We start from the raw sequence: 21,911 nt of genomic DNA, 5'->3' as shown, positions 1-21,911 counted from the left end.
CGCAGATGTACGCGTGAGAACTCAGAACTTGTTGCGCGGGGTGATCCCCAGGGACATGCCGGACAGGCCGCGCTGACGGCCCCCCAGCTTCTCCGCGATGGAGCGCAGCGCGGCTCCGGCGGCCGAGTCCGGGTCGGACAGCACGACGGGCTTGCCCTCGTCGCCGCCCTCGCGCAGCCGTACGTCGATCGGGATGGTGCCCAGCACCGGCACCGTGGCGCCGACGGTCTTCGTCAGCCCCTCGGCGACCCGCTGGCCGCCGCCCGAGCCGAACACGTCGACGATCTCGTCGCAGTGCGGGCACGGCATGCCCGACATGTTCTCGACGACGCCGACGATCTTCTGGTGGGTCTGCACGGCGATGGAACCGGCCCGCTCGGCGACCTCGGCCGCGGCCTGCTGCGGGGTCGTGACGACGAGGATCTCGGCGTTCGGTACGAGCTGGGCCACGGAGATCGCGATGTCACCGGTGCCCGGCGGCAGGTCGAGCAGGAGGACGTCCAGGTCGCCCCAGTACACATCGGCGAGGAACTGCTGGAGCGCGCGGTGGAGCATCGGTCCGCGCCACACCACCGGGGCGTTGCCCGGCGTGAACATGCCGATGGAGATGACCTTCACCCCGTGCGCCGACGGCGGCATGATCATGTTCTCGACCTGGGTGGGCTTGCCGTCCACGCCGAGCATCCGCGGCACGCTGTGCCCGTAGATGTCCGCGTCCACGACGCCGACCTTGAGTCCGTCTGCGGCCATCGCCGCCGCCAGGTTCACCGTCACCGAGGACTTCCCGACGCCGCCCTTGCCGGACGCCACCGCGTAGACGCGGGTCAGGGAGCCGGGCTGGGCGAACGGCACCTCGCGCTCGGCCGTGCCGCCGCGCAGCGAACTCGCGAGTTCCTTGCGCTGTTCGTCGCTCATGACATCGAGGGTGACGTCGACGCGGGACACGCCTTCGACGCGCGCCACCGCTTCGGTCACGTTGTTGGTGATGGTCTCGCGCATCGGACAGCCGGAAACCGTGAGATACACCGTGACAGCGACCACACCGTCGGCGTCGATCTCGATGGACTTCACCATGCCGAGTTCGGTGATCGGACGGTGGATCTCCGGGTCGTTCACTGTCGCCAGTGCTTCACGCACCGCGTCTTCCGTAGCCATACCGACGATGTTACGGCGCATGCCCCTACGCCCGGGTAACCCGTCAACGGTCGCCTTCGTCACTCTCCGCCGCGGAGAGCACCTGGCGGTCCTCCATGTCCCTCACCATGTCCTGGAGCTCCGACCTGATCCAGTCCCGCGTGGCGACCTCTCCCAGGCCCATCCGGAGCGCGGCAATCTCCCGGGTGAGGTATTCGGTGTCGGCGATGGAGCGCTCGTTCTGCGTGCGGTCCTGCTCGTGCGTGACCCGGTCGCGGTCGTCCTGCCGGTTCTGCGCGAGCAGGATCAGCGGGGCCGCGTACGAGGCCTGGAGCGAGAGCATGAAGGTCAGGAAGATGAACGGGTACTCGTCGAACCGCAGCGGCTCCGGCGCGAAGACGTTCCACACCACCCACAGGATGATGATCAGCGTCATCCAGACGATGAACCGCCCGGTCCCCAGGAAGCGGGCGATCCGCTCGGAGAACCTGCCGAACGCCTCCGGGTCGTAGTCGGGCAGCCGAAGGCGCCGCGGCGCCTTCGGCTGGTCGAGCCGGGGCCGCGGCGGACGTACGAGGCCGGATGCACCCGTCGATCCTGCCCTCGGGCGCTCCTCACCGGCCACGGACGATCCCCTCCTCGCCGTGGAGGTCGGTCTCGCGCCAGTCCTCGGGCAGCAGGTGGTCGAGGACGTCGTCGACGGTCACCGCGCCCAGCAGTGACCCGCTCGCGTCCACGACCGGCACGGAGACCAGGTTGTACGCGGCCAGATAGCTGGTCACCGAGGACAGCGGGGTGTCCGGAGGCAGCGGTACGAGGTCGCTGTCGACGATCGAGCCGACGAGGGTGAACGGCGGGTCGCGCAGCAGCCGCTGGAAGTGCACCGTGCCGAGGTACTTGCCCGTCGGGGTCTCGTCGGGCGGACGGCAGACGTACACCTGCGCGGCGAGTGCGGGGGACAGGTCGGACTGCCTGACCCGGGCGAGCGCGTCGGCGACCGTGGCGTCCGGCCGCAGCACGATCGGCTCGGTCGTCATCAGACCGCCCGCGGTCCGCTCCTCGTACGCCATGAGGCGTCGCACGTCCGCCGCGTCGTCCGGACGCATGAGGGCGAGCAGCCGTTCCTTGTCCTCCTCGGGCAGCTCGGAGAGCAGGTCGGCCGCGTCGTCCGGGTCCATCGCCTCCAGGACGTCCGCGGCCCGCTCGTCCTTGAGCTTGCCGAGGATCTCCACCTGGTCGTCCTCGGGCAACTCCTCAAGGACGTCCGCGAGCCGGTCGTCGTCGAGCGCGGCGGCGACCTCCGCACGGCGCTTCGGGGACAGATGGTGCAAGGCGTTGGCCACGTCGGTGGGCCGCAGCCGCTCGAACGTGGCGACCAGGCTCTCGGCGCCCTGCCCGTGCTCCTCCAGCGAGAAGCCGCTGACCGCCGCCCACTCGACGGTCAGGGTCTCGCCCTTGCGCCGCAGAGCGCCGCCGCGGCCCTTGCGTACGAAATACTTGTCGATCTCCCAGTCGCGGCGGGCCGGCAGCTGCTGGATCGATACGTCGAGGATGGTCACCTCCTCTCCGGTCTCCACCAGCCGGACCCGGCGGTCGAGGAACTCGCCGAGGATCAGACGTTCGGTCGGGCGCTGTTCGAAGCGCCGCATGTTGACCACACCGGTGGTGATGACCTGACCGGACTCGACGCCGGTCACCCGGGTCATCGGCAGGAAGATCCGCCGCCGGTTCGTCAACTCGACGACCATGCCGAGCAGCCTCGGCGGGCGTCCGCCGAGGCGCAGCATCGCCACCAGATCGCGGACCCGGCCGACCTGGTCACCATTGGGGTCGAAGACGGGCACACCGGACAGGTGCGAGACGAAGATCCTCGGGGCGCCTGCCACCATCCCGCGCACCTCCTCCGGCTGTGACGTGAATCTACCGTTATGCCGGGATCAGGCTAGCCCGTACCTCTCCGCGGCGCCCCGGCGGGCCGTCCGTGCGGCTCCCTGCGAAGAGGCGTAGTCGGCACAGGTACGCTGCCGTCTGCCACCCCCGACACGCAGATGAGAGGCAGTGCGCCCGTGACCTCTTTCGCCCCGGCCGTCCGGGCCCGTCACCGTACCGTCCTCGCCGTGGTGCTCTGTGCGGGGCTGACCGCGGCCCTCACGGCGTGCGCCGGAGAGGACCCGGACAAGGGAACGAACGGCGTCGGCAAACTCGGCGCGGTGGAGATCGACAAGAAGACCAGAGCGGCGGCGGACTCCGCCGACGCGGTACGGCTCGCGGGCACCCTGGTCAGCAAGGGCGGCACGTACCGGCTCAACATGCAGCTCAACGCGCAGGGCGGCACGGGTTCCGTCACGTCGAAGAAGAGCACCTTCGCCCTGCTGCGCATCGGCGACGAGCTCTTCCTCAAGGCCGACGCCGGTTTCTGGAGCCACGACGAGACGAGCGGCAAGGGCGAGGAAGGCGACCAGGAGGCCGCCGACAAGCTCCAGGGCAAGTACGTGAAGGTCCCCGAGGGCGACCCCACGTACAAGCAGCTGCGCGGGTTCACCGACAAGAAGATCCTGCTCGACGGCCTGCTCGCCCTGCACGGCAAGGTCAACAAGGGGGGCCGCGACAAGGTCGCCGGAGTCCTCACTGTGCAGATCGTGGGCGGAAAGGGTGAGGGAGGCACGCTTGACGTCTCGCTCCAGGGCACCCCGTATCCCCTGCGGGTCGCACGTGGCGGTGGCGGCGGCACGGTCTCGCTCGCCGACTGGGGGAGGCCCTTCACACTGGAGGCGCCCACCGAGGACGAGACGGTCGACTACGGAGGCCAGCTCCCCAAATCCTCGGACTGACGGACTCGGACTGCCGGCCTCGGGTGTGGACTCGGGCGCCCGGTCAGCTCTTCCTGCGGCGCTTCAGCAGCAGCCGCGGGAGTGCGGCGGGCACGGGCTCGCGGGTCGTCGCCCCGGTGGGCAGCGGTACCGCTGCCCCCGAGGAGTCGGGCAGTTCCGTACGGCTCTCGCCGGGCTCCAGCCGCAGCAGACGGCACTCGCGTGCCCAGCGCTCCGTCATCGTCTCGGCGTCCGGCGCGTTCAGCCGCTTGCCCTTCAGCTCGGCGACCGCCGCCGCCCACTCCTCGGAGCGCGGCGCCGGCTCGGTCACCTCGGTGGTCCAGACGATCAGCCGGCCGCCCTTGTCCTTGCTGCGCACGGTGACTTCGGCGGCCGCCCCGTCGGTGAGCCCGTCCGGGAGCGGCTGCTCGCCGGGGCCGTCCCCGATCAGATAGACGGCGCCCTCGTGCCAGATGTGCCACAGCGCCCGGGCATGGCCGGTGCCCCGGACCCAGATCAGCCCGGACTTCTTGGTGGCCTCCTCGACAAGGGCCCGGCTCAGCAGCACGTCAGCAGCAGTCATGCCGCGCACTCTATTAGAGCCAGCCGTTGCGCTTGAGGGTGCGGTGGATGGAGAAGCAGACGACGCCGATGACGCCCATGACCATCGGGTAGCCGTACGTCCACTGCAACTCCGGCATGTGGTCGAAGTTCATGCCGTACACCCCGCAGATCATCGTCGGCACGGCGATGATGGCCGCCCAGGACGTGATCTTGCGCATGTCCTCGTTCTGCGTGACGGTCGCCTGCGCCAGGTTGGCCTGGAGGATCGAGTTCAGCAGCTCGTCGAAGCCGATGACCTCTTCATGCACCCGGGCCAGGTGGTCGGCCACGTCGCGGAAGTACTTCTGGATGTCCGGGTCGATCAGCCGCATGGGCCGTTCGCTCAGCAGCTGCATCGGACGCAGGAGGGGCGACACGGCCCGCTTGAACTCCAGGACCTCACGCTTCAGCTGGTAGATCCGGCCCGCGTCCGAACCGCGCGGGCTGCCCTTCGCCGGGGTGGAGAAGACGCCGATCTCCACCTCGTCGATGTCGTCCTGCACCGCCTCGGCCACCGCGATGTATCCGTCGACGACATGGTCGGCGATGGAGTGTAGTACGGCAGAGGGGCCCTTGGCCAGCAGCTCGGGGTCCTCCTGGAGGCGGTGGCGCAGAGCCCGCAGCGAACCCTGTCCGCCGTGCCGGACGGTGATGACGAAGTCCCGGCCGGTGAAGCACATGACCTCGCCGGTCTCGACGACCTCACTGGTCGCGGTCAGCTCGGCGTGCTCGACGTAGTGGATGGTCTTGAAGACGGTGAACAGCGTGTCGTCGTACCGCTCCAGCTTCGGTCGCTGGTGCGCGTGCACCGCGTCCTCGACGGCCAGCGGATGGAGGCCGAACTCCCGGGCGATACCGGCGAATTCCTCCTCCGTCGGCTCGTGCAGACCGATCCAGGCGAAGCCGCCCTGCTCCCGTACCCGGAGCATCGCCTCGTGCGGGGTCGGGCAGCCGGGTGTCTCCTGGCGCCGTCCGTCGCGGTAGACCGCGCAGTCGACGACGGCGCTGGAGGCGGACGGGTCACGGGTCGTGTCGTAGCTGTTGTAAGGGGTGTTGCTCTTGCGCAGGGACGGGCGCACGGCGGCGCGCAGGTCACGGATCATCGACATGGCTGATCTCCTTCACGGAGGGCCGTCGGCGGGCACGTGGAACAGCCCGGAATGGGGACGTGTCACTACGTCCGCAAAGCGGGCGGCACCGCAGGCAGCGCGATGACGGCGTTCGCTACAGACAGGCAAAAACGAGGGGCTCTTCCGTCGCGCGAACTGCCGTGGGCCTTGATCGTGAAGGCTTCAGGCGGCAGAGGGAAGGCGTCGGGCGGAAGAGCGGTCGGTACTGCACGGTCGACTTGGATCCATGGCAGTCCCCACCTCCTCCGGCCGGTCCCCCGTGGGGGACGACGTGTTGCCAGGACTGAGAGCAACGCTTCTGCGTGCTGTCCCGGCTGGCGGTCAGGCTACCAGCCGACCAAGGGTCAATCCCTTTCTTTGCCCGTTCCCGACGCGACCTATGCTCGCGGGATGGAAGAAATTCTTGCGCTGGTCGAGGCACGGCTCCGTACGGCCCTCGGTGAACCGGACGCACGCGCCGACGTGACCTTCCTCGGTACGGACCGCATCCAGGTGCTCCGATTCATCGACGGGGACGTGGTGCGCTACGCCACGCTCGGGATGTCCGGACAGCCGATGGCGGACCCCACATCACCCCTCGCCGACCCGGTGAAGGGACCGCGAGCCGAGCTGATCCTGTCCGTACGGGCAGGGCTCGCCGACACCGACCAGGTGCTGCGCCCGCTGGCCGTACTGGCCGCGTCCCCGCAGGTCGAGGGGCTGATCGTGGCGCCCGGTGCCTCCCTCGACGTGGGGCAGCCGCTGTGGCCGGGCGCGCCCTTCAGCTCCGTCCTGGTCGCCGAACCGGGCGGGCTCGTCGAGGACCTGGAGCTGGATTCGCCCATGGACCCCGTGCATTTCCTGCCGCTCCTGCCGATGACGCACAACGAGGCCGCCTGGAAGAGGGTCAGAGGGGCGCAGGAGCTTCAGGAACGGTGGTTGTCGCACGGCACGGATCTGCGCGATCCGCTGCGTACGTCGGTGGCACTCGACTGAGACGAACGGCACAGCGGGCGCGGCCGGTTGGTGCGGGCCGGGGGTCGTCAGGTGTGACCTGCACCTGGTTTCCGGGGCGAAGCCACGCTGCGGACGGGTGATCGTCCTTGACGCGGCGACCACCGGGGAGGACCGTTGGACCCTATGAGGGGCGAACCCAGTTGCCCGAAGTGCGGTGGCCGGGTCAGGGCGCCCGGTCTGTTTGCCGACTCCTGGCAGTGCCCCGTGCACGGCGAGGTGTACCCGATGCAGCCGGTGACCCCGCCCAGCGTCGGCTCTCTCGGCGTCGTGGTGCACCGCGCGCAGGTACCGGTGTGGATGCCCTGGCCGCTGCCTGTGGGCTGGGTGTTCACTGGCGTGGCGTCCGCGGGGGACGACCGCAGCGGCGGGCGCGCCACCGCCGTAGCCTGCTCGGGTCCCGGACCGCTCGGCGGTTTCGGTGAGCTGCTGCTCGTCGCGGAGGAGCTCGGTGTGGGACTCGGGGCGCGGTACGCCGGCCTGGACGGACCCGACCCCGGCCCGCAGCTGTGCGTCAACGGGGCGCCCGAGGCCAAGGTGCTCGCCGCCGGACGCCCGACACCTCTCTGGCACGTCAAGGGGGCCCCGGACGACCGGGCCGTCTTCGCGGGCGAGGCGCGCGGGCTGTGGCTCTGGGCGATCCTCTGGCCCGAACAGTCCGGGCTGCTGATGTACGACGAGCTGGTGCTGACGGATCTGCGGGACGCCGGGGCCGAAGTGGAGCTCATCCCGTGCGGCGCGCTCACTCCGCGGCTGCTCACTCCCCCCTGACGGGCCCCCTGGTGGGCGGCCGGACGGGCGGGGGCAGTGTGTGCGCCGGTTATCCTTGAGCGTCCCCCTGTCCGTCCGCGAGCTCTGGAGTACGCGTCGTGCGCATCGACCTGCACACCCACTCCACCGCGTCGGACGGCACGGACACCCCCGCCGAGCTGGTGGCCAACGCAGCCGCCGCGGGTCTCGACGTCGTCGCGCTCACCGACCACGACACGGTCGCGGGGCACGCCGAAGCGATCGCGGCCCTGCCGGAGGGCCTCACCCTCGTCACCGGCGCCGAGCTCTCCTGCCGGATCGACGGCGTGAGCCTGCACATGCTGGCGTACCTCTTCGACCCGCACGAGCCCGAACTGGCCGGAGAGCGCGAGCTGGTACGGGACGACCGGGTGCCGCGCGCGCAGACCATGGTGCTCAGGCTCCAGGAGCTGGGCGTCCCGGTCACCTGGGAGCAGGTCGCGGCCATCGCCGGGGACGGCTCGGTCGGCCGCCCGCACATCGCCACCGCACTCGTCGACCTCGGCGTCGTCGAGACCGTGTCCGACGCCTTCACGCCCGAGTGGCTCGCCAACGGCGGACGCGCGTACGCCGAGAAGCACGAACTCGACCCCTTCGACGCGATCCGGCTGGTCAAGGCCGCGGGCGGAGTCACCGTCTTCGCCCATCCGCTCGCCGTGAAGCGGGGCGACGTGGTGCCCGAGGAGTCGATCGGGCTGCTCGCCTCGGCCGGGCTCGACGGCATCGAGGTCGACCACATGGACCACGACGCGCCCACCAGGGCCCGGCTGCGCGGACTCGCCGGTGATCTGGGACTGCTGACCACCGGCTCCAGCGACTACCACGGCAGCCGCAAGACCGTGCGGCTCGGTGAGTACACGACCGACCCCGAGATCTACGGCGAGATCACCCGGCGTGCGGCGGGAGCCTTCCCGGTGCCGGGCGCCGGTGGACCCCGCCGCCCGTAAGACCCGGCCGCTCCGAGGCCGCACACGGTGCCCGCGCCGTACTTCACGTCTTCCCGTCACCCCTCGGCACGCCGGCCGCCATGGCCGCGTACGGCTGCTGTCACGCTGCCGCCGGGCCGCGCCCCTCCTGTTCGACCCGCTTCCCACTCGCAAGGCTCACTGTGTTCGACGTCGCTGTCTTCGGATCCCTTTTTCTCACGCTTTTTGTGATTATGGATCCGCCCGGAATCACCCCCATCTTCCTGGCCCTCACCGCAGGGCGCCCCACCAAGGTCCAGCGCGGAATGGCCTTCCAGGCCGTCGCGGTCGCCTTCGGTGTGATCGCCGTGTTCGGTCTGCTCGGCCAGCAGATCCTCGACTATCTCCATGTCTCGGTCCCCGCGCTGATGATCGCGGGCGGACTGCTCCTGCTGCTCATCGCGCTCGACCTGCTCACCGGCAAGACCGACGAGCCCACGCAGACCAAGGACGTCAACGTGGCGCTCGTACCGCTGGGAATGCCGCTGCTCGCGGGCCCCGGTGCGATCGTCTCGGTGATCCTCGCGGTGCAGGACGCCGACGGGGCGGCGGGCCAGATCTCGGTCTGGGCCGCCATCGTCGCCATGCACGTCGTTCTCTGGCTCGCGATGCGCTACTCGCTGCTCATCATCCGCGTCATCAAGGACGGCGGCGTGGTGCTCGTGACCAGACTCGCCGGGATGATGCTGTCGGCCATCGCCGTCCAGCAGATCATCAACGGCGTCACCCAGGTCATCCAGAACTCCTGAAACCTGTCCGGTCCACGGCCCCGGACGCCATAGCGCCCCCGTACGGTCCTGCCGTACGGGGGCGCTTCGTCTTTAGCGGCGCAATGCTCTGTCAGGCGTTACGAAGCCGAGCTGTCGGCCGGCCGGATGTAGATGCGCTGGCCTATGGCTGCGGCCCGCTGCACCATCCGGTTGACGGAGGCGGCGTCCACGACGGTGCTGTCCACGGCGGTACCGTCGACATCGTCGAGTCGCATGATCTCGAAGCGCATATGGCTTCCCTTCGTCTGATCCTCCTGCTGGAGAACTGCTGGAGGACGGGGCGACCCGTCCGCAAGTTGAGGAGCGCAAAGCATCTCTGCCCGCGCTCCACTAGGTGTACAACGGCTTGCCTACCGCAAACATTCCCTACGCTAAGGAAATTTTTTGGATGCCTAACTACCATTCAGTAGCTGTGCAGGCGCAGCCGGTGAGGTCCGCATGAACGAAGTGGACGAGCCGTCGGAGGGCCAGGCCGATGTCCGCGAGTACCTGGACCGCACCAACGAGCTGCTCACACGGGTGCTCTCGGAGGTGTCGAAGACCCCTTCGACGCACGCGATCTTCGTGGACGCGGGTTATGTGTACGCCGCGGCAGGGCTGCTCGTCACGGGTACGGAGGACCGCCGCAACTTCGACCTCGACGGCGAAGGAATGATCGAGGCCCTCATCGACAAGGCGCGGACGATCTTCGCGGACAGCAGGCTGCTGCGCGTCTACTGGTACGACGGGGCCAGGCGCCGTATCCACACCGTCGAGCAGCAGGCGATCGCCGAACTTCCCGACGTCAAGGTCAGGCTGGGAAACCTCAACGCCAACAACCAGCAGAAGGGCGTCGATTCGCTGATCCGCACCGACCTCGAATCGCTCGCCCGACACCGGGCCATCAGTGACGCGGCGCTCGTCGGCGGGGACGAGGACCTGGTGTCGGCGGTCGAGGCGGCGCAGGGGTACGGGGCGCGCGTCCATCTCTGGGGCATCGAGGCGGGAGAGGGCCGCAACCAGGCGGAACCGCTGCTGTGGGAGGTCGACAGCACGCGCACCTTCGACCTCGACTTCTGCCGCCCTTACGTCACCCGGCGTTCCGTCACCACGTACGAGGACGACACCCCGGCCCCCTCGCGGGAGAACGTCCGCTTCGTCGGCGCCCAGATCGCGGCCACCTGGCTCTCCGCCCGGGGCCGCGAGTCCCTGGCCGACCTGCTGCCCGGGCATCCCTATCTGCCGGGCTCCGTCGATCAGGACCTCCTGGTGGAGGCCGAGCGGCTGCTCCAGCACTCTCTGCGCGGCCACGCCCATCTGCGGCGGGCGCTGCGCGACGGCTTCTGGCAGCATCTGCAGTCCCAGTACTGAGCCGGCGGCCGCTCCGTGCTCCCGCTCATGGGGAGCGCGGAGCGGCCGTTTCCCGATGTGGGAACGGGAGGTCAGTGGCTGTCCCAGAAGGAGACCAGCGCCGCCGCCGTCTCCAGGGGACGGGCCGTGTTGGGGGAGTGCTCGGCGCCCACCACGGTGGTGCGCCGGGCTCCCAGCCGCCGGGCCATGTCGTCGAACCGCTCGACGGGCCAGACGTCGTCACGCTCGCCCGACACGACGTGGAAGGGCAGGGGAAGGGCGGCGAGCTCCGCCACCCGGTCCGGCTCAGCGGACAGCTGGGCACCGGTCGCCACGAGCTGGGCGGGACTGTGGCGCAGCCAGCGGCGGCGCAGATCCTCGCCGCCGCCGGTATCGGCGTCCTGCGGCGGGTCGAAGGTCCGCATGGCTTCCCAGACGTCGCCCATGGTCATCGTGCGCAGGGCGTCGCCGAGCATCTTGATCCTGTCCCGCTGGTCGGGGACGACCTCCGCGGGCCCGGAGGACAGGAGGGTCAGCGAACGGAACGGGGAACCGTCCAGCAGCACGGCTGCGCGGGCCACCTGGCCGCCCAGTGAGTGGCCCAGCAGGTGAAGACGGTTCTCCCCGGCGCCCAGCGCCTCGGCCTGTGCGAGGACGTCGCGCGCCAACTCCGCCTGTGCGTAAGCCTCCTGACGGTCCGTACCCTCCGTCTCGTACTGCCCGCGGCCGTCCACGGAGACGACGCGGTAGCCGGCCTCGGCGAGCGGTTCGAGCAGAGCGATGAAGTCCTCCTTGCTGCCGGTGTATCCGGGCAGCAGGAGCGCGGTGGCGCGCGCCTCGGTACGCGGTACGGCGTCCAGTACGGCGAAGTCCCCGCGCGCGGTCCGCAGCGTGCGGGCGCGGGCGCAGGGAGGCGGGGTGAAGGTGGGTGGCCTGCTCATGGAACGAGGCTATCGCCGGACGCGGCGAAGGGCGGGCGCGCCCGGGGCGTACGCAGGAGGGACCGCGCACGCATGAGGGGCCGGGTACTCCGCGTGGTGCGGAGTACCCGGCCCCTCATGTCGTACACGCCGTGCACGCTGTTGTGCGTCGTCGTGCGGTGTCGTGCGGCGGGATCAGCTCTCGGTCGTGACCGCTTCGGCCTTGGCCGTCGCGCGGGGGGCGCGGCGGCGGCGCGGCTTCGCGGGGGCCTCGGACTCGCACTCGGTCACCACGGACGTGGTCGCCTCGACGGCCTCGGCCTTCACCGCGGCACGCGGACGGCGGCGGTGCGGCTTGGTCTCACCCTCGGCGGCCGGGGCCTCCGTGACCGCTTCCGTCTTCGGCTTGGTGGCGGTACGCGTCCTGCGACGCGTCTCGGTCACCGGCTCGGACGGCGGGGCGATCTGGAAGTCGACCTCGTCGACGGCGGGCTTGACGACACGGGCGCGGCGGCGCGGCTTGGTGACCGGCTCGGTGGCCGCGACGGTCTGGAAGTCGGCCGCCACCTCTGCGGCGGCCTTGCTGCGGGTGGCCCTCACCTTGGGTGCGGGAGCTTCCGTCACCGTCTCGGCCACCGGCTCGGCGGCGGTCGTACGGGGCGCGCGGCGGCGGCGCGGCTTCTCCTCGGCCACGGGCACCGCGACGTCCTCGACGGCGACCGGTGCGGCCTCGGCCACGGCGACCGCTGCCTCGGCCACTGCTTCCTGGGCGACACCCTCGGGGGCGCCGACACGGGCACGGCGGCGACGCCGCGGCGTACGCGGCTCCGACGCGTCGGCGTCGGCCGCGGGCTCGACGACGGCCTCGGTCGCCGGGGCGGGCACCGTGACGGTGCCCTCCTCCAGCGTGCCGCCACCGCGGGTACGACGACGCTGGCGCGGCGTACGCGCCGGGCGCTCCTCACGGACGGGCGCCGGGGCCGAGGCGGCGGACTTGCGGCCGCGGCCGCCGGTCTCGCCGAGGTCCTCGAGCTCCTCCGCCCGCAGACCCGCACGAGTCCGCTCGGCACGCGGCAGGACACCCTTGGTGCCGGCCGGGATGTTGAGCTCCTCGTAGAAGTGCGGCGACGTGGAGTACGTCTCGACCGGGTCCGGGAACTTCAGGTCGAGCGCCTTGTTGATCAGCTGCCAGCGCGGGATGTCGTCCCAGTCCACCAGCGTGATCGCGATGCCCTTGGCCCCTGCGCGGCCGGTACGGCCGATGCGGTGGAGGTAGGTCTTCTCGTCCTCGGGCGACTGGTAGTTGACGACGTGGGTGACACCCTCGACGTCGATACCGCGCGCGGCGACGTCGGTGCAGACGAGGACGTCCACCTTGCCGTTGCGGAAGGCGCGCAGCGCCTGTTCACGGGCGCCCTGGCCGAGGTCGCCGTGGACCGCGCCGGAAGCGAAACCACGCTTCGCCAGCTGCTCGGCGATGTCGGCAGCCGTGCGCTTCGTACGGCAGAAGACCATCGCGAGCCCGCGGCCCTCGGCCTGGAGGATGCGCGACAGCATCTCCGGCTTGTCCATGTTGTGCGCGCGGTAGACGTGCTGCGCGGTGTTCTTGACGGTCGTGCCCTCGTCATCGGGCGAGGTCGCGTTGATGTGTGTCGGCTGCGACATGTAACGCCGCGCCAGGCTGATGACCGCGCCCGGCATGGTGGCCGAGAACAGCATCGTCTGGCGCTTCGGCGGCAGCATCGTGATGATGCGCTCGACGTCGGGCAGGAAGCCCAGGTCGAGCATCTCGTCGGCCTCGTCGAGGACGAGCACGCGGATGTGCGACAGGTCGAGCTTGCGCTGGCCCGCCAGGTCCAGGAGACGGCCCGGGGTACCGACGATCACGTCGACGCCCTTCTTGAGCGCCTCGACCTGCGGCTCGTACGCACGGCCGCCGTAGATCGCCAGGACGCGGACGTTGCGGACCTTGCCGGCGGTGAGCAGGTCGTTGGTGACCTGCTGGCACAGCTCACGGGTCGGGACGACGATCAGGGCCTGCGGCGCGTCGGTCAGCTTGTCGGGCGCGGCGCGCCCCGCCTCGACATCGGCGGGGACGGTGACGCGCTCCAGGAGCGGGAGGCCGAAGCCGAGCGTCTTGCCGGTGCCGGTCTTGGCCTGGCCGATGACGTCGGAGCCGGAGAGCGCTACGGGGAGCGTCATCTCCTGGATCGGGAAGGGGGACATGATGCCGACTGCCTCAAGGGCTTCGGCCGTCTCGGGAAGGATTCCGAGGTCGCGGAACGTAGTCAGTGTGCTGCCTCTTCTGTGAGACGCGGTCCGAGGCGAACGCTGGGGGTCGTACCGTGCCGGGGTTGGTCATCCGGCCGTGGATGGGCCGGGTGGCGCGGGACCACTGCCGTCGCTCGAGCGCTCGTGCCGCTGAGGGGGCCCCTCATCTGCGGTCGTACGTGTCGTACGCCCCGCGTGGAGGGCTGTCGGGTCGGAGCCGATCGGGCCACCGACCGGGCATCCTCATTCAAAAGCGCTCCGAGCACAGTCAATGCTCAGTAAGCGCAATACCACTGTACCCCGGATTCGCGCATGTGTGTCGGGCGAATTCATCGGAACGGTGTGAGGTCCATGGTCGGCCGGGTCCTTACCCCTCTGCTGGGGGCGGCTATTGTGCGCTGCATGGAGACGCCTGACAACGCCAATGAAGCCCCCGCACCGACCGGGATCGCCGCCCAGGACTGGGCCACCGCGTCCGCCGCGCCGCAGTACCGCGCCGCCGTCGTCGATCTTCTCGGCGCACTGGCCTATGGGGAACTGGCGGCCTTCGAGCGACTGGCCGAGGACGCCAAACTCGCTCCGACCCTGGGTGACAAGGCGGAGCTGGCAAAGATGGCCTCTGCCGAATTCCATCATTTCGAGCGGCTGACCGAGCGGCTCACCGCGATCGACGAAGAGCCCACGGCGGCCATGGAGCCGTTCGCCAAGGCGCTCGACGACTTCCACCGCCAGACCGCACCGTCGGACTGGCTGGAGGGCCTGGTCAAGGCATACGTGGGCGACTCGATCGCCAGTGACTTCTACCGCGAGGTCGCGGCCCGGCTCGACACGGACACCCGGTCCCTCGTGCTGGCTGTGCTCGACGACACAGGACACGGGAACTTCGCGGTCGAGAAGGTGCGGGCAGCCATCGAGGCCGAGCCCAGGGTCGGCGGACGGCTCGCGCTGTGGGCCCGCCGGCTGATGGGCGAGGCGCTCTCGCAGGCCCAGCGGGTCGTCGCCGACCGTGACGCGCTGTCGACGATGCTCGTCGGCGGAGTGGCCGACGGATTCGATCTGGCCGAGGTGGGCCGTATGTTCTCCAGGATCACCGAGGCGCACACCAAGCGGATGGCGGCCCTCGGCCTCGCCGCGTAGCCACCCACGCGGCCGGGTGGCCCTACTGGGCCGCCGCCGAACGGGCCAGACGGCGGCTTCGCGGGCGGATCAGCAGGGACAGCGTCACCGTCCCGACGAACACCGCGCCGGCCAGGGTCGCCACCGGATGGCCCGTCCCCAGCGCCGAGTGCGTCAGATACGCGCCGAACAGGGCACCCAGTGCGCCGGTGAGAAAGACCGCACGGACGGACGGGAGCCGGTCCGGCAGCGAGCGGAGCGCCGCCCAGGAAAGGGCGAGTCCGAGCACGACGGAGCCGAAGGATTCCCAGATCACAGAGGATCACCTCGGGGTTGCGGAGAGGGCAAATCGGTCGTAGGCGCTCTTACCCGGGGCCCGCGGAACGCAACCCTCCCGCAGTCGGCGGAAACACCTCCGGGGGACGGCCGACGGCGTAGCGGGCGCGCGTGGCAGGTGTGCCGGGTACCCGTGGCAGACGCACCCGGGCATGCGCGTCAGACGCACCGGGCACGCCTGACAGACGCGCCGGGCTTGTGACAGGAGACGAAGAAGCGGCCCGGCGGATGATCCGCCGGGCCGCTCCTCCTGTCCGTTGCGTCGTGCGTCGCGCCTAGAGCGCGCCGAACCCCACCCGCCGGGTGCTGGGCTCACCGATCTCCACGTACGCGATCCGGTCGGCCGGCACCAGAACCTTGCGGCCCTTGACGTCCGTGAGGCTGAGCAGCTGCGCCTTGCCGGCGAGCGCCTCGGCGACCGCGCTCTCGACCTTTTCGGCGGAAAGCCCGCTCTCCAGAACGATCTCCCGGGGCGCGTGCTGCACCCCGATCTTGACCTCCACGGCTATGTCCCTCCGACGGTCAGTCTCTGCGCGGTGTACCGCGCCGTACCCAGCACACATTAGCCCGGTGAGGGGAGCGGCCACGGCCCGACCGGCAACGCCCGCAGCGAACACCGGAGGTGGGAGGGGGCCGCGGCCCGGCTCGGCGCGGGTCAGTGCTGTTCGATGCCGTGCAGCGGGAAGCCCGCGATGCCCCGCCAGGCGAGCGAGGTCAGCAGCTGCACCGCCGTGTCGCGGGGGATGCTGGAGCCGCTGGAGAGCCAGTAGCGGGCCACCACCTGGGAGACACCGCCCAGGCCGACCGCGAGCAGCATGGACTCGTCCTTGGACAGTCCCGTGTCACCGGCGATGACGTCGGAGATGGCCTCGGCGCACTGGAGCGAGACGCGGTCGACCCGTTCGCGTACCGCGGGCTCGTTGGTCAGGTCGGACTCGAAGACGAGCCGGAAGGCCCCGCCCTCGTCCTCCACGTACGCGAAGTAGGCGTCCATCGTCGCCTCGACGCGCAGCTTGTTGTCCGTCGTCGAGGCCAGCGCCGTACGCACCGCCTGGAGCAGCGACTCGCAGTGCTGGTCGAGCAGGGCCAGATAGAGCTCCAGCTTGCCCGGGAAGTGCTGGTACAGCACCGGCTTGCTGACGCCCGCCCGCTCGGCGATGTCGTCCATCGCGGCGGAGTGGTAACCCTGCGCGACGAAGACCTCCTGCGCGGCGCCCAGCAACTGATTGCGTCGGGCACGGCGGGGCAGGCGAGTGCCCCGCGGGCGCGCTGCCTCTGTCTGCTCGATGGCTGTCACGCCGCCTCCCAAAATTGTGTTCAAGCACAGCTCATCCGTCCACGCTGCGCCGTGCGGCCATCGTACTTTTGGGTAACCCGGGTATGCGCGGCGCGGACGCAGAATTTCATGGACCGGACGACTGCGATAGCCACAGATCAACGCGGTAGGAGAGCAAAGCGGGGCGCATTACCGGTAATCGTCTTCATCCTGCGGGACAACGCGGGTCTGCTCCGCTACATCCGCCTCGTTCGCACTCTCCGGGTCGATGTCCGCCAGCGGCTCGTCGCCCTGCGGCTGGAGATCCGCCTGCTGCTCGGCGGCGTCGGCGTCGGGTGTCTCCTGGCCGGGCCCGTCGGGCGGGACGTCTTCGAACGTGTCCGGGTCGCTGGGGTCGACCGTCATGGTGGCTCCCTTCCCTCCCTTGAAGCCTAGGAGCAACTGTGCGGAGCCGCTATGTGGCCTGTGACGGCGAACACATGAACCAGGGCGTGATCGTCTCGTAACATTGCCGCATGTCTTCGACCGAGCTGCCGGGTACCCGCGCTGCCGCCGCCGCGGTCGCGCCCACGGTCAGTGCCGTCAGGGTCGCGGAGGGGGAGAGGCTGAGTTCCGTCGCGCTGGCGGGCCTCACCCTGACCGTCCGGTCCCGGCCGCCACTGCGTAAGGGGCTCGCCCCCGCCCTCTACGTCCACGGGCTCGGCGGCTCCTCGCAGAACTGGTCGGCGCTGATGCCACTGTTGGGGGACGTGGTCGACAGCGAGGCGCTCGACCTCCCCGGGTTCGGGGACTCGCCGCCGCCGGACGACGGGAATTACTCGGTGACCGGGCACGCGCGCGCCGTTATCCGGCTGCTCGACTCCGGGGGGCGGGGGCCCGTCCACCTCTTCGGCAATTCCCTGGGTGGCACGGTCGCCACCCGGGTCGCCGCCGTCCGCCCCGACCTGGTGCGCACCCTCACGCTGGTCTCGCCCGCCCTGCCGGAGATCCGGGTGCAGCGGTCAGCCCTGCCGACCGGGCTGCTGGCCGTCCCGGGCGTAGCGTCCCTCTTCTCGCGGGTCACGAAGGACTGGACCGCCGAACAACGGACGCGCGGTGTCATGGCACTCTGTTACGGCGATCCGGCACAGGTCTCCGAAGAAGCATTCCGTCACGCGGTGGCGGAAATGGAGCGTCGGCTGGGGCTGCCGTACTTCTGGGACGCCATGACGCGCTCGGCCCGTGGCATCGTCGATGCCTACACACTGGGCGGACAGCACGGACTGTGGCGTCAGGCCGGGCGAGTGCTCGCGCCGACCCTGCTGGTGTACGGCGGCCGGGACCAGCTGGTCTCGTACCGGATGGCACGCAGGGCGTCCGCGGCCTTCCGCGACGCCCGGCTGGTCACACTGCCCGAGGCCGGGCACGTGGCGATGATGGAGTACCCGGAGACGGTCGCCCAGGCGTTCCGGGACCTGCTCGACGAACGCGGCGGGAGCTGATCCGGGGCGTGGGACGACATAGCCGAAAAGGCCCCGAGGCGAAGAGCCAGGGCAGCGCGAACGCCGAAGGCGATCCCGGGACGGGCCCGTCAAGGGCCGCTCCGGCGGGGGCGGCCCCGGCCGGGGCCGGCAACGGTCGGCGCAGGCGCAGCGGCGCCACGCCGTCCGGGGATGGTGACGGGCACACCCCGTTCCATGGTGTGCCGCAGGTGCGCGGAGGCCACCCTGAACAGCGGGAGGCCGGCGGCGGCTGGGGGACCGGGCCGCAGCAGCGGTACGGCGACCGGCCGACCGGTCCCTCGCCTGCGGGCTTCGCCGGCGCGGCCCGTGGCGGGCCGCCGCGACGGATGCCGCTCCAGGCTCCCCAGGTTCCGCAGGTGTTCGACACGGGCCAGACCCCCGCGCAGCAGGCATCCGCCCAGCAGGCGGCGGCCCGGCAGGTGTCGGCCCAGCAGGCGGCGCTGCGCGCTGCCGACCGGCGCACCGGGCTGCGGCCCGGGGTGACCGAGGGCCCGGCGCTTCCGGGGCCCCGCAAGGAGTTCGTCGACGCGTTCGACGGTGCCCGGCCCGCCGCGGAGTCGTCAGCCGATCCGTACGAATCAGTCACTCGGTGGAGTGAAGAGCAGCCGTTCGAGAGCGACACGGACGACACGGCCGAGCGTGCGGCATCGGGCAAGGGCGGGAAGGGCCGTACGCTCACCGGCATCGCCGCAGCCGCCGTCACGACCGTGCTCGCCGTCGTGGTGGCAGGGCAGGTCGCCCAGGACCCGGACGCCGACCGGGACGTCGCCTCGCAGGGGGCAGGAGTGGACCGCGAGGGCGGCAAGGACGCCTCCCGCTCCGACGCCAGGCCGACCCCGCAGCCGAAGGTGGCCCGGGTCAAGCCCCTGACGTACGCGCAGAAGATGGCGAAGCCCTATCCGCTCGCTCCTGATCTCACGGCCGCCGGGACGTTCGAAGCCGTTCCGGGGCTGGCTCAAGCGCCCGGCAAGGCCAGGAAGTTCCGCTACCGCATCGATGTCGAAAAGGGGCTCGCCCTCGACAGCGGACTCTTCGCCGACGCCGTACAGAAGACGCTCAACGACGACCGGAGCTGGGCACACAACGGTGCCATGACATTCGAGCGGATCTCGTCGGGCGAAGCCGATTTCGTGATCACCTTGGCGAGTCCGGGGACCACGGGAGTCTGGTGCGCGAAATCAGGTCTGGATACGACTCAGGACAACGTCTCCTGCGATTCGGCCGCGACCGATCGCATCATGATCAACGCCTATCGCTGGGCCCAGGGTTCGTCGACTTTCGGTCCGGAGAAGCTGATGGACTACCGGCAGATGCTCATCAATCACGAGGTCGGCCACCGGCTGGGATACGGGCACGTGAACTGCGAGACACCCGGTGCGCTCGCCCCGGTGATGCAGCAGCAGACCAAGTCCCTGAACATCGGCGGGGTCAAGTGCCGCCCCAACGCCTGGGTGTATCCGGGCAATTGAGTGTCCGTTCCCACCCTCGGTGACGCGCCGTCAAGGCGTTGCGGCGGGCCCCTCGTTCGCCTGTCGGGACAACCGACCTGCTCCGCGAGCTGTCCGTAGGCGCGGCGCTTGCGGCGTTCCGGCCGCCTTTCCCGCCACAAGCGCGGCGAGTGGCCGTCTTCCGGCCGTCATGCGTCCGCCGCGGTGCGCCCCGCGGCACAGCGGCGGCCTCGGGCCCGGCCTCTGCCGCCGCCCCGCCCTCGATCCGGTACATGCCGGGGCGGGCCGAAGGGGCGCGAGGAGCTGGCCTCAGCCTGACCCAGCGTAACCCTGCGGCTGCTTACCGCGACAGAACGCTACCGGGGCGCGAAAGTTACGGCGGTTCACCCCTTTCGGTGGTGCGACGGACAACCGTCCGTCGTACCACCGGCGTATCCGCTTACGGTCGTCCCGCTGCGAGTCGCCATTCCAACGGCGGCCGCCCACAAGGGAGATCGGGGGTGTGCTCGTGCGGATCGGACTGCTCACCGACGGTGGCTATCCGTATGCGACCGGTGAGTCCAGGCTCTGGTGCGACCGGCTGGTGCGCGGTCTCCCCCAGCACGAGTTCGACCTCTACGCGCTCAGCCGCTCCGCCCACCAGGAGGAACAGGGCTGGGTCAGGCTTCCGCCCCAGATCAGCCGGGTGCGCACGGCCCCGCTGTGGACCTCCGACGACGACGCACTGCGCGGCAGCAGTCCGAAGGGCCTGCTGGCCAGGGTCCTCACCGGTGCCGGACAGTCGTTCGGGCGCCGCGAACGCCGGCGCTTCACGGAGCACCTGACGGAGCTCGCCGCCACCGTCTGTGCCGCGGAGGACGGCCGTGCGGGCAGTCCTGTGGCAGGGGTGCGTTTCACCGAGGCGCTGTACGGGCTGGCCGAACTGGCCAGGGAGCGCGGCGGGCTGCACACCGCCCTCCGCTCCGAGACCACCATGCGCGTCCTGGAATCGGCGTGCCGGGCCCGGGGAACCGGGCGGATTGTCCAGACCGCCACCGTCCCCGACCTCCTCACCTTCGCCGCGGAACTGGAACGGGTGCTGCGTCCCCTCTCCCTCGACTGGTACGACGAGGAGGGCCTCGGAGCCGTGGACCTCTGCCATGCGACTTCGGGAGGCGCCGCCGCCCTGCCCGGACTGCTGGCCAAACGCTTCTTCGGAGTGCCCCTGCTGGTCACGGAGCACGGTGTGCACCTTCGGGCGCACTACCTCGCCACACCCGGCGAGCCGTTCACCGCGCCGGTGCGCGCGCTCCTCGCCGCCTTCCACGGACAGCTCGCCGCCGAGGTCTACCGTCAGGCCGCGATCATCACCCCCGGCAACACCCATGTGCGCCGCTGGCAGGAGCGGTGCGGCGCCGACCGCGCCACACTGCGCACGGTCTACCCGGGCATGGCGGCGGACCGCTTCCGGGGCGTGGGGGAGAGCGCGGACGACGGCGGGCCGGACACGCTGGTGTGGGTCGGCAGGATCGAGCCCGCCAAGGACCTGATCGCGTTGCTGCACGCCTTCGCCGAGGTGCGCAGGGCCGAACCGGATGCCCGGCTCCGGATCTTCGGCGCACCGGTGCCGGGTGCCGAGGGTGATGCCTACCTCGCGACCTGCCGGGCGCTGGCCGCCCAGGTCTTCCCCGACGAGGCGACGGGCGCCCACGCGATGGGCGACAACCCGGTCTCGTTCGAGGAGATCGGCGGCCCCGACGTCCCCGATCTCGCGGAGGCGTACGCGGCGGGTGGCGTCGTCGTGCTGTCCAGCGTCGTCGAAGGTTTCCCCATCAGCCTCGTCGAGGCGATGTTCTGCGGCCGGGCGACGGTCTCCACGGACGTGGGCGCGGTCGTCGAGGTCATCGGGGGCACGGGGCTCGTGGTGCCCCCGCGCAATCCGCGGGCGCTCGCCGATGCCTGCATCGCGCTGCTACGCGACCCCGAGCGCCGTGCACGGCTCGGATCGGCGGCGCGCGCCAGGGCGCTCGAACTCTTCACCGTCGAACAGAACCTTGCGGCATTTCGCGGCATTTACCTGGAGCTGATCTCGCGCTCCCCGGCGTGGCGGGAAGCCGACGCGGTGGACGCCGACGGTGAACCGCGCCCCTTCGCCACCCCGCCCGAAGCCCATGTGCTCGGCCACTGGACGGTCACGCGGAAGCCGACGGCGGTTCCGGCCGGTTCGGGCTCCCGGCCGCCGAGCTGGGCCGAGCCCGAGGGCGTGTGCGCCAACGCCGGAGCGGGGGACGGCGATGGGTGACCACATGACCGGCCATGACCACGGAGGACCCCGGATGGGGCGACCGACGACCGAAGCCCTGGACACGCCTGCCGCCCCACGCGCCGACGACGGCTGGGACCCGCGCTCGGGGGCACTGGTCCACGCGGGCCCGGTCTCGGATCTGACGGAGGTGTCCGTGCCGCCGTGGGGACTGCTGGAGAGCGCGGTGGACGAAAGCACCCCGGAAACCGCCGGACTGCCGGAAGGTGCTGAAGTC

General features: G+C 70.7%; 22 protein-coding genes. 10 read left to right on the top strand and 12 right to left on the bottom strand.

Translation table 11 applies throughout. The annotated features are described in order from the left end of the window. Positions 1–21: 21 nt before the first annotated feature. From F0344_RS11260 to F0344_RS11250, 3 genes are read right to left on the bottom strand one after another with little or no spacing between them, the layout of a single operon-like run. Positions 22–1,155, bottom strand: coding sequence for an Mrp/NBP35 family ATP-binding protein (locus tag F0344_RS11260; protein ID WP_185298648.1), 1,134 nt, complete (start codon positions 1,153–1,155; stop codon positions 22–24). A 43-nt stretch (positions 1,156–1,198) separates the two neighbouring features. Further along, the gene (locus F0344_RS11255) at positions 1,199–1,759 is read right to left on the bottom strand and encodes a DUF1003 domain-containing protein (RefSeq protein WP_185298647.1); all 561 of its coding nucleotides are present in this window, start codon (positions 1,757–1,759) and stop codon (positions 1,199–1,201) included. Continuing rightward, a complete protein-coding gene (locus tag F0344_RS11250; RefSeq protein ID WP_185298646.1) occupies positions 1,749–3,023 on the bottom strand; it encodes a magnesium transporter MgtE N-terminal domain-containing protein in 1,275 nt (424 codons plus the stop codon). The genes F0344_RS11255 and F0344_RS11250 overlap by 11 nt, the downstream gene beginning before the upstream one ends. Before the next feature lie 177 nt (positions 3,024–3,200). Between F0344_RS11250 and F0344_RS11245 the strand changes: the two genes are divergently transcribed. After that, complete coding sequence (locus tag F0344_RS11245; RefSeq protein WP_185298645.1) at positions 3,201–3,965, top strand: hypothetical protein; 765 nt, start codon at positions 3,201–3,203, stop codon at positions 3,963–3,965. A gap of 43 nt (positions 3,966–4,008) precedes the next feature. On the opposite strand, the gene F0344_RS11240 is transcribed toward F0344_RS11245, so the two are convergent. Beyond that, positions 4,009–4,527: a hypothetical protein gene (locus tag F0344_RS11240; RefSeq protein ID WP_185298644.1), complete on the bottom strand. Its 519-nt coding sequence runs from the start codon at positions 4,525–4,527 to the stop codon at positions 4,009–4,011. A 13-nt stretch (positions 4,528–4,540) separates the two neighbouring features. Next, positions 4,541–5,656: a magnesium and cobalt transport protein CorA gene (locus F0344_RS11235; RefSeq protein ID WP_185298643.1), complete on the bottom strand. Its 1,116-nt coding sequence runs from the start codon at positions 5,654–5,656 to the stop codon at positions 4,541–4,543. Positions 5,657–6,067: 411 nt separating this feature from the next. Between F0344_RS11235 and F0344_RS11230 the strand changes: the two genes are divergently transcribed. The 4 genes from F0344_RS11230 to F0344_RS11215 all read left to right on the top strand — a co-directional run bounded on the left by F0344_RS11230 (position 6,068) and on the right by F0344_RS11215 (position 9,173). After that, entirely contained in the window at positions 6,068–6,652 is a 585-nt protein-coding gene (locus F0344_RS11230) for a suppressor of fused domain protein (protein WP_185298642.1), read from the top strand. Between the two features lie 144 nt (positions 6,653–6,796). Then, a complete protein-coding gene (locus F0344_RS11225; RefSeq protein ID WP_185298641.1) occupies positions 6,797–7,441 on the top strand; it encodes a DUF6758 family protein in 645 nt (214 codons plus the stop codon). Positions 7,442–7,539: 98 nt separating this feature from the next. Next, complete coding sequence (locus F0344_RS11220; RefSeq protein WP_185298640.1) at positions 7,540–8,406, top strand: PHP domain-containing protein; 867 nt, start codon at positions 7,540–7,542, stop codon at positions 8,404–8,406. Between the two features lie 161 nt (positions 8,407–8,567). Beyond that, positions 8,568–9,173 carry a MarC family protein gene (locus tag F0344_RS11215; RefSeq protein ID WP_185298639.1) on the top strand — a complete coding sequence of 202 codons (606 nt, stop codon included), beginning with the start codon at positions 8,568–8,570 and terminating at the stop codon, positions 9,171–9,173. Between the two features lie 98 nt (positions 9,174–9,271). Here the strand turns inward: F0344_RS11215 and F0344_RS11210 are convergent, their stop codons facing one another. Continuing rightward, positions 9,272–9,424, bottom strand: coding sequence for a hypothetical protein (locus F0344_RS11210; RefSeq protein WP_185298638.1), 153 nt, complete (start codon positions 9,422–9,424; stop codon positions 9,272–9,274). 208 nt (positions 9,425–9,632) lie between these two features. Here F0344_RS11210 and F0344_RS11205 point away from each other — a divergent pair, with 208 nt between their 5' ends. Next, positions 9,633–10,544, top strand: coding sequence for an NYN domain-containing protein (locus F0344_RS11205; protein ID WP_185298637.1), 912 nt, complete (start codon positions 9,633–9,635; stop codon positions 10,542–10,544). A gap of 71 nt (positions 10,545–10,615) precedes the next feature. On the opposite strand, the gene F0344_RS11200 is transcribed toward F0344_RS11205, so the two are convergent. After that, complete coding sequence (locus F0344_RS11200; protein ID WP_185298636.1) at positions 10,616–11,464, bottom strand: alpha/beta fold hydrolase; 849 nt, start codon at positions 11,462–11,464, stop codon at positions 10,616–10,618. A gap of 174 nt (positions 11,465–11,638) precedes the next feature. Further along, positions 11,639–13,669, bottom strand: coding sequence for a DEAD/DEAH box helicase (locus F0344_RS11195; protein WP_185298635.1), 2,031 nt, complete (start codon positions 13,667–13,669; stop codon positions 11,639–11,641). 447 nt (positions 13,670–14,116) lie between these two features. On the opposite strand from F0344_RS11195, the gene F0344_RS11190 reads away from it, so the two are divergent. After that, positions 14,117–14,851, top strand: coding sequence for a ferritin-like fold-containing protein (locus tag F0344_RS11190; protein WP_185298634.1), 735 nt, complete (start codon positions 14,117–14,119; stop codon positions 14,849–14,851). Positions 14,852–14,873: 22 nt separating this feature from the next. Here F0344_RS11190 and F0344_RS11185 read toward each other — a convergent pair whose 3' ends face one another. The 4 genes from F0344_RS11185 to F0344_RS11170 form a co-directional block, all read right to left on the bottom strand. Next, positions 14,874–15,146 (bottom strand): hypothetical protein, encoded by a 273-nt coding sequence (locus tag F0344_RS11185; RefSeq protein ID WP_185298633.1) that lies wholly within the window; start codon positions 15,144–15,146, stop codon positions 14,874–14,876. A 295-nt stretch (positions 15,147–15,441) separates the two neighbouring features. Beyond that, positions 15,442–15,669, bottom strand: a complete 228-nt coding sequence (locus F0344_RS11180) for a DUF3107 domain-containing protein (RefSeq protein ID WP_185298632.1) — start codon at positions 15,667–15,669, stop codon at positions 15,442–15,444. 152 nt (positions 15,670–15,821) lie between these two features. Further along, positions 15,822–16,463: a TetR/AcrR family transcriptional regulator gene (locus tag F0344_RS11175; protein WP_173315720.1), complete on the bottom strand. Its 642-nt coding sequence runs from the start codon at positions 16,461–16,463 to the stop codon at positions 15,822–15,824. 168 nt (positions 16,464–16,631) lie between these two features. Further along, positions 16,632–16,847 (bottom strand): hypothetical protein, encoded by a 216-nt coding sequence (locus F0344_RS11170; protein WP_185298631.1) that lies wholly within the window; start codon positions 16,845–16,847, stop codon positions 16,632–16,634. 110 nt (positions 16,848–16,957) lie between these two features. On the opposite strand from F0344_RS11170, the gene F0344_RS11165 reads away from it, so the two are divergent. The 3 genes from F0344_RS11165 to F0344_RS11155 all read left to right on the top strand — a co-directional run bounded on the left by F0344_RS11165 (position 16,958) and on the right by F0344_RS11155 (position 21,673). Next, complete coding sequence (locus F0344_RS11165) at positions 16,958–17,923, top strand: alpha/beta fold hydrolase (protein WP_185298630.1); 966 nt, start codon at positions 16,958–16,960, stop codon at positions 17,921–17,923. A gap of 8 nt (positions 17,924–17,931) precedes the next feature. Beyond that, positions 17,932–19,413, top strand: coding sequence for a DUF3152 domain-containing protein (locus tag F0344_RS11160; protein WP_185298629.1), 1,482 nt, complete (start codon positions 17,932–17,934; stop codon positions 19,411–19,413). 487 nt (positions 19,414–19,900) lie between these two features. Further along, positions 19,901–21,673 (top strand): DUF3492 domain-containing protein, encoded by a 1,773-nt coding sequence (locus tag F0344_RS11155; protein WP_185302629.1) that lies wholly within the window; start codon positions 19,901–19,903, stop codon positions 21,671–21,673. Positions 21,674–21,911: the final 238 nt, after the last annotated feature.

The organism is Streptomyces finlayi (genome assembly GCF_014216315.1).
Classification (GTDB): Bacteria; Actinomycetota; Actinomycetes; order Streptomycetales; family Streptomycetaceae; genus Streptomyces; species Streptomyces finlayi_A.
This window is presented reverse-complemented; position numbering and strand designations above follow the sequence as displayed.

What these genes read in the sequence shown, in the direction of transcription:
- F0344_RS11190 (WP_185298634.1), top strand. Translation starts at nt 14,117, where the DNA reads ATGGAGACGCCTGACAACGCCAATGAAGCCCCCGCACCGACCGGGATC.
- F0344_RS11170 (WP_185298631.1), bottom strand. Translation starts at nt 16,847, where the DNA reads ATGACGGTCGACCCCAGCGACCCGGACACGTTCGAAGACGTCCCGCCC.
- F0344_RS11165 (WP_185298630.1), top strand. Translation starts at nt 16,958, where the DNA reads ATGTCTTCGACCGAGCTGCCGGGTACCCGCGCTGCCGCCGCCGCGGTC.
- F0344_RS11205 (WP_185298637.1), top strand. Translation starts at nt 9,633, where the DNA reads ATGAACGAAGTGGACGAGCCGTCGGAGGGCCAGGCCGATGTCCGCGAG.
- F0344_RS11200 (WP_185298636.1), bottom strand. Translation starts at nt 11,464, where the DNA reads ATGAGCAGGCCACCCACCTTCACCCCGCCTCCCTGCGCCCGCGCCCGC.
- F0344_RS11195 (WP_185298635.1), bottom strand. Translation starts at nt 13,669, where the DNA reads ATGTCCCCCTTCCCGATCCAGGAGATGACGCTCCCCGTAGCGCTCTCC.
- F0344_RS11260 (WP_185298648.1), bottom strand. Translation starts at nt 1,155, where the DNA reads ATGGCTACGGAAGACGCGGTGCGTGAAGCACTGGCGACAGTGAACGAC.
- F0344_RS11230 (WP_185298642.1), top strand. Translation starts at nt 6,068, where the DNA reads ATGGAAGAAATTCTTGCGCTGGTCGAGGCACGGCTCCGTACGGCCCTC.
- F0344_RS11235 (WP_185298643.1), bottom strand. Translation starts at nt 5,656, where the DNA reads ATGTCGATGATCCGTGACCTGCGCGCCGCCGTGCGCCCGTCCCTGCGC.
- F0344_RS11250 (WP_185298646.1), bottom strand. Translation starts at nt 3,023, where the DNA reads ATGGTGGCAGGCGCCCCGAGGATCTTCGTCTCGCACCTGTCCGGTGTG.
- F0344_RS11225 (WP_185298641.1), top strand. Translation starts at nt 6,797, where the DNA reads ATGAGGGGCGAACCCAGTTGCCCGAAGTGCGGTGGCCGGGTCAGGGCG.
- F0344_RS11240 (WP_185298644.1), bottom strand. Translation starts at nt 4,527, where the DNA reads ATGACTGCTGCTGACGTGCTGCTGAGCCGGGCCCTTGTCGAGGAGGCC.
- F0344_RS11210 (WP_185298638.1), bottom strand. Translation starts at nt 9,424, where the DNA reads ATGCGCTTCGAGATCATGCGACTCGACGATGTCGACGGTACCGCCGTG.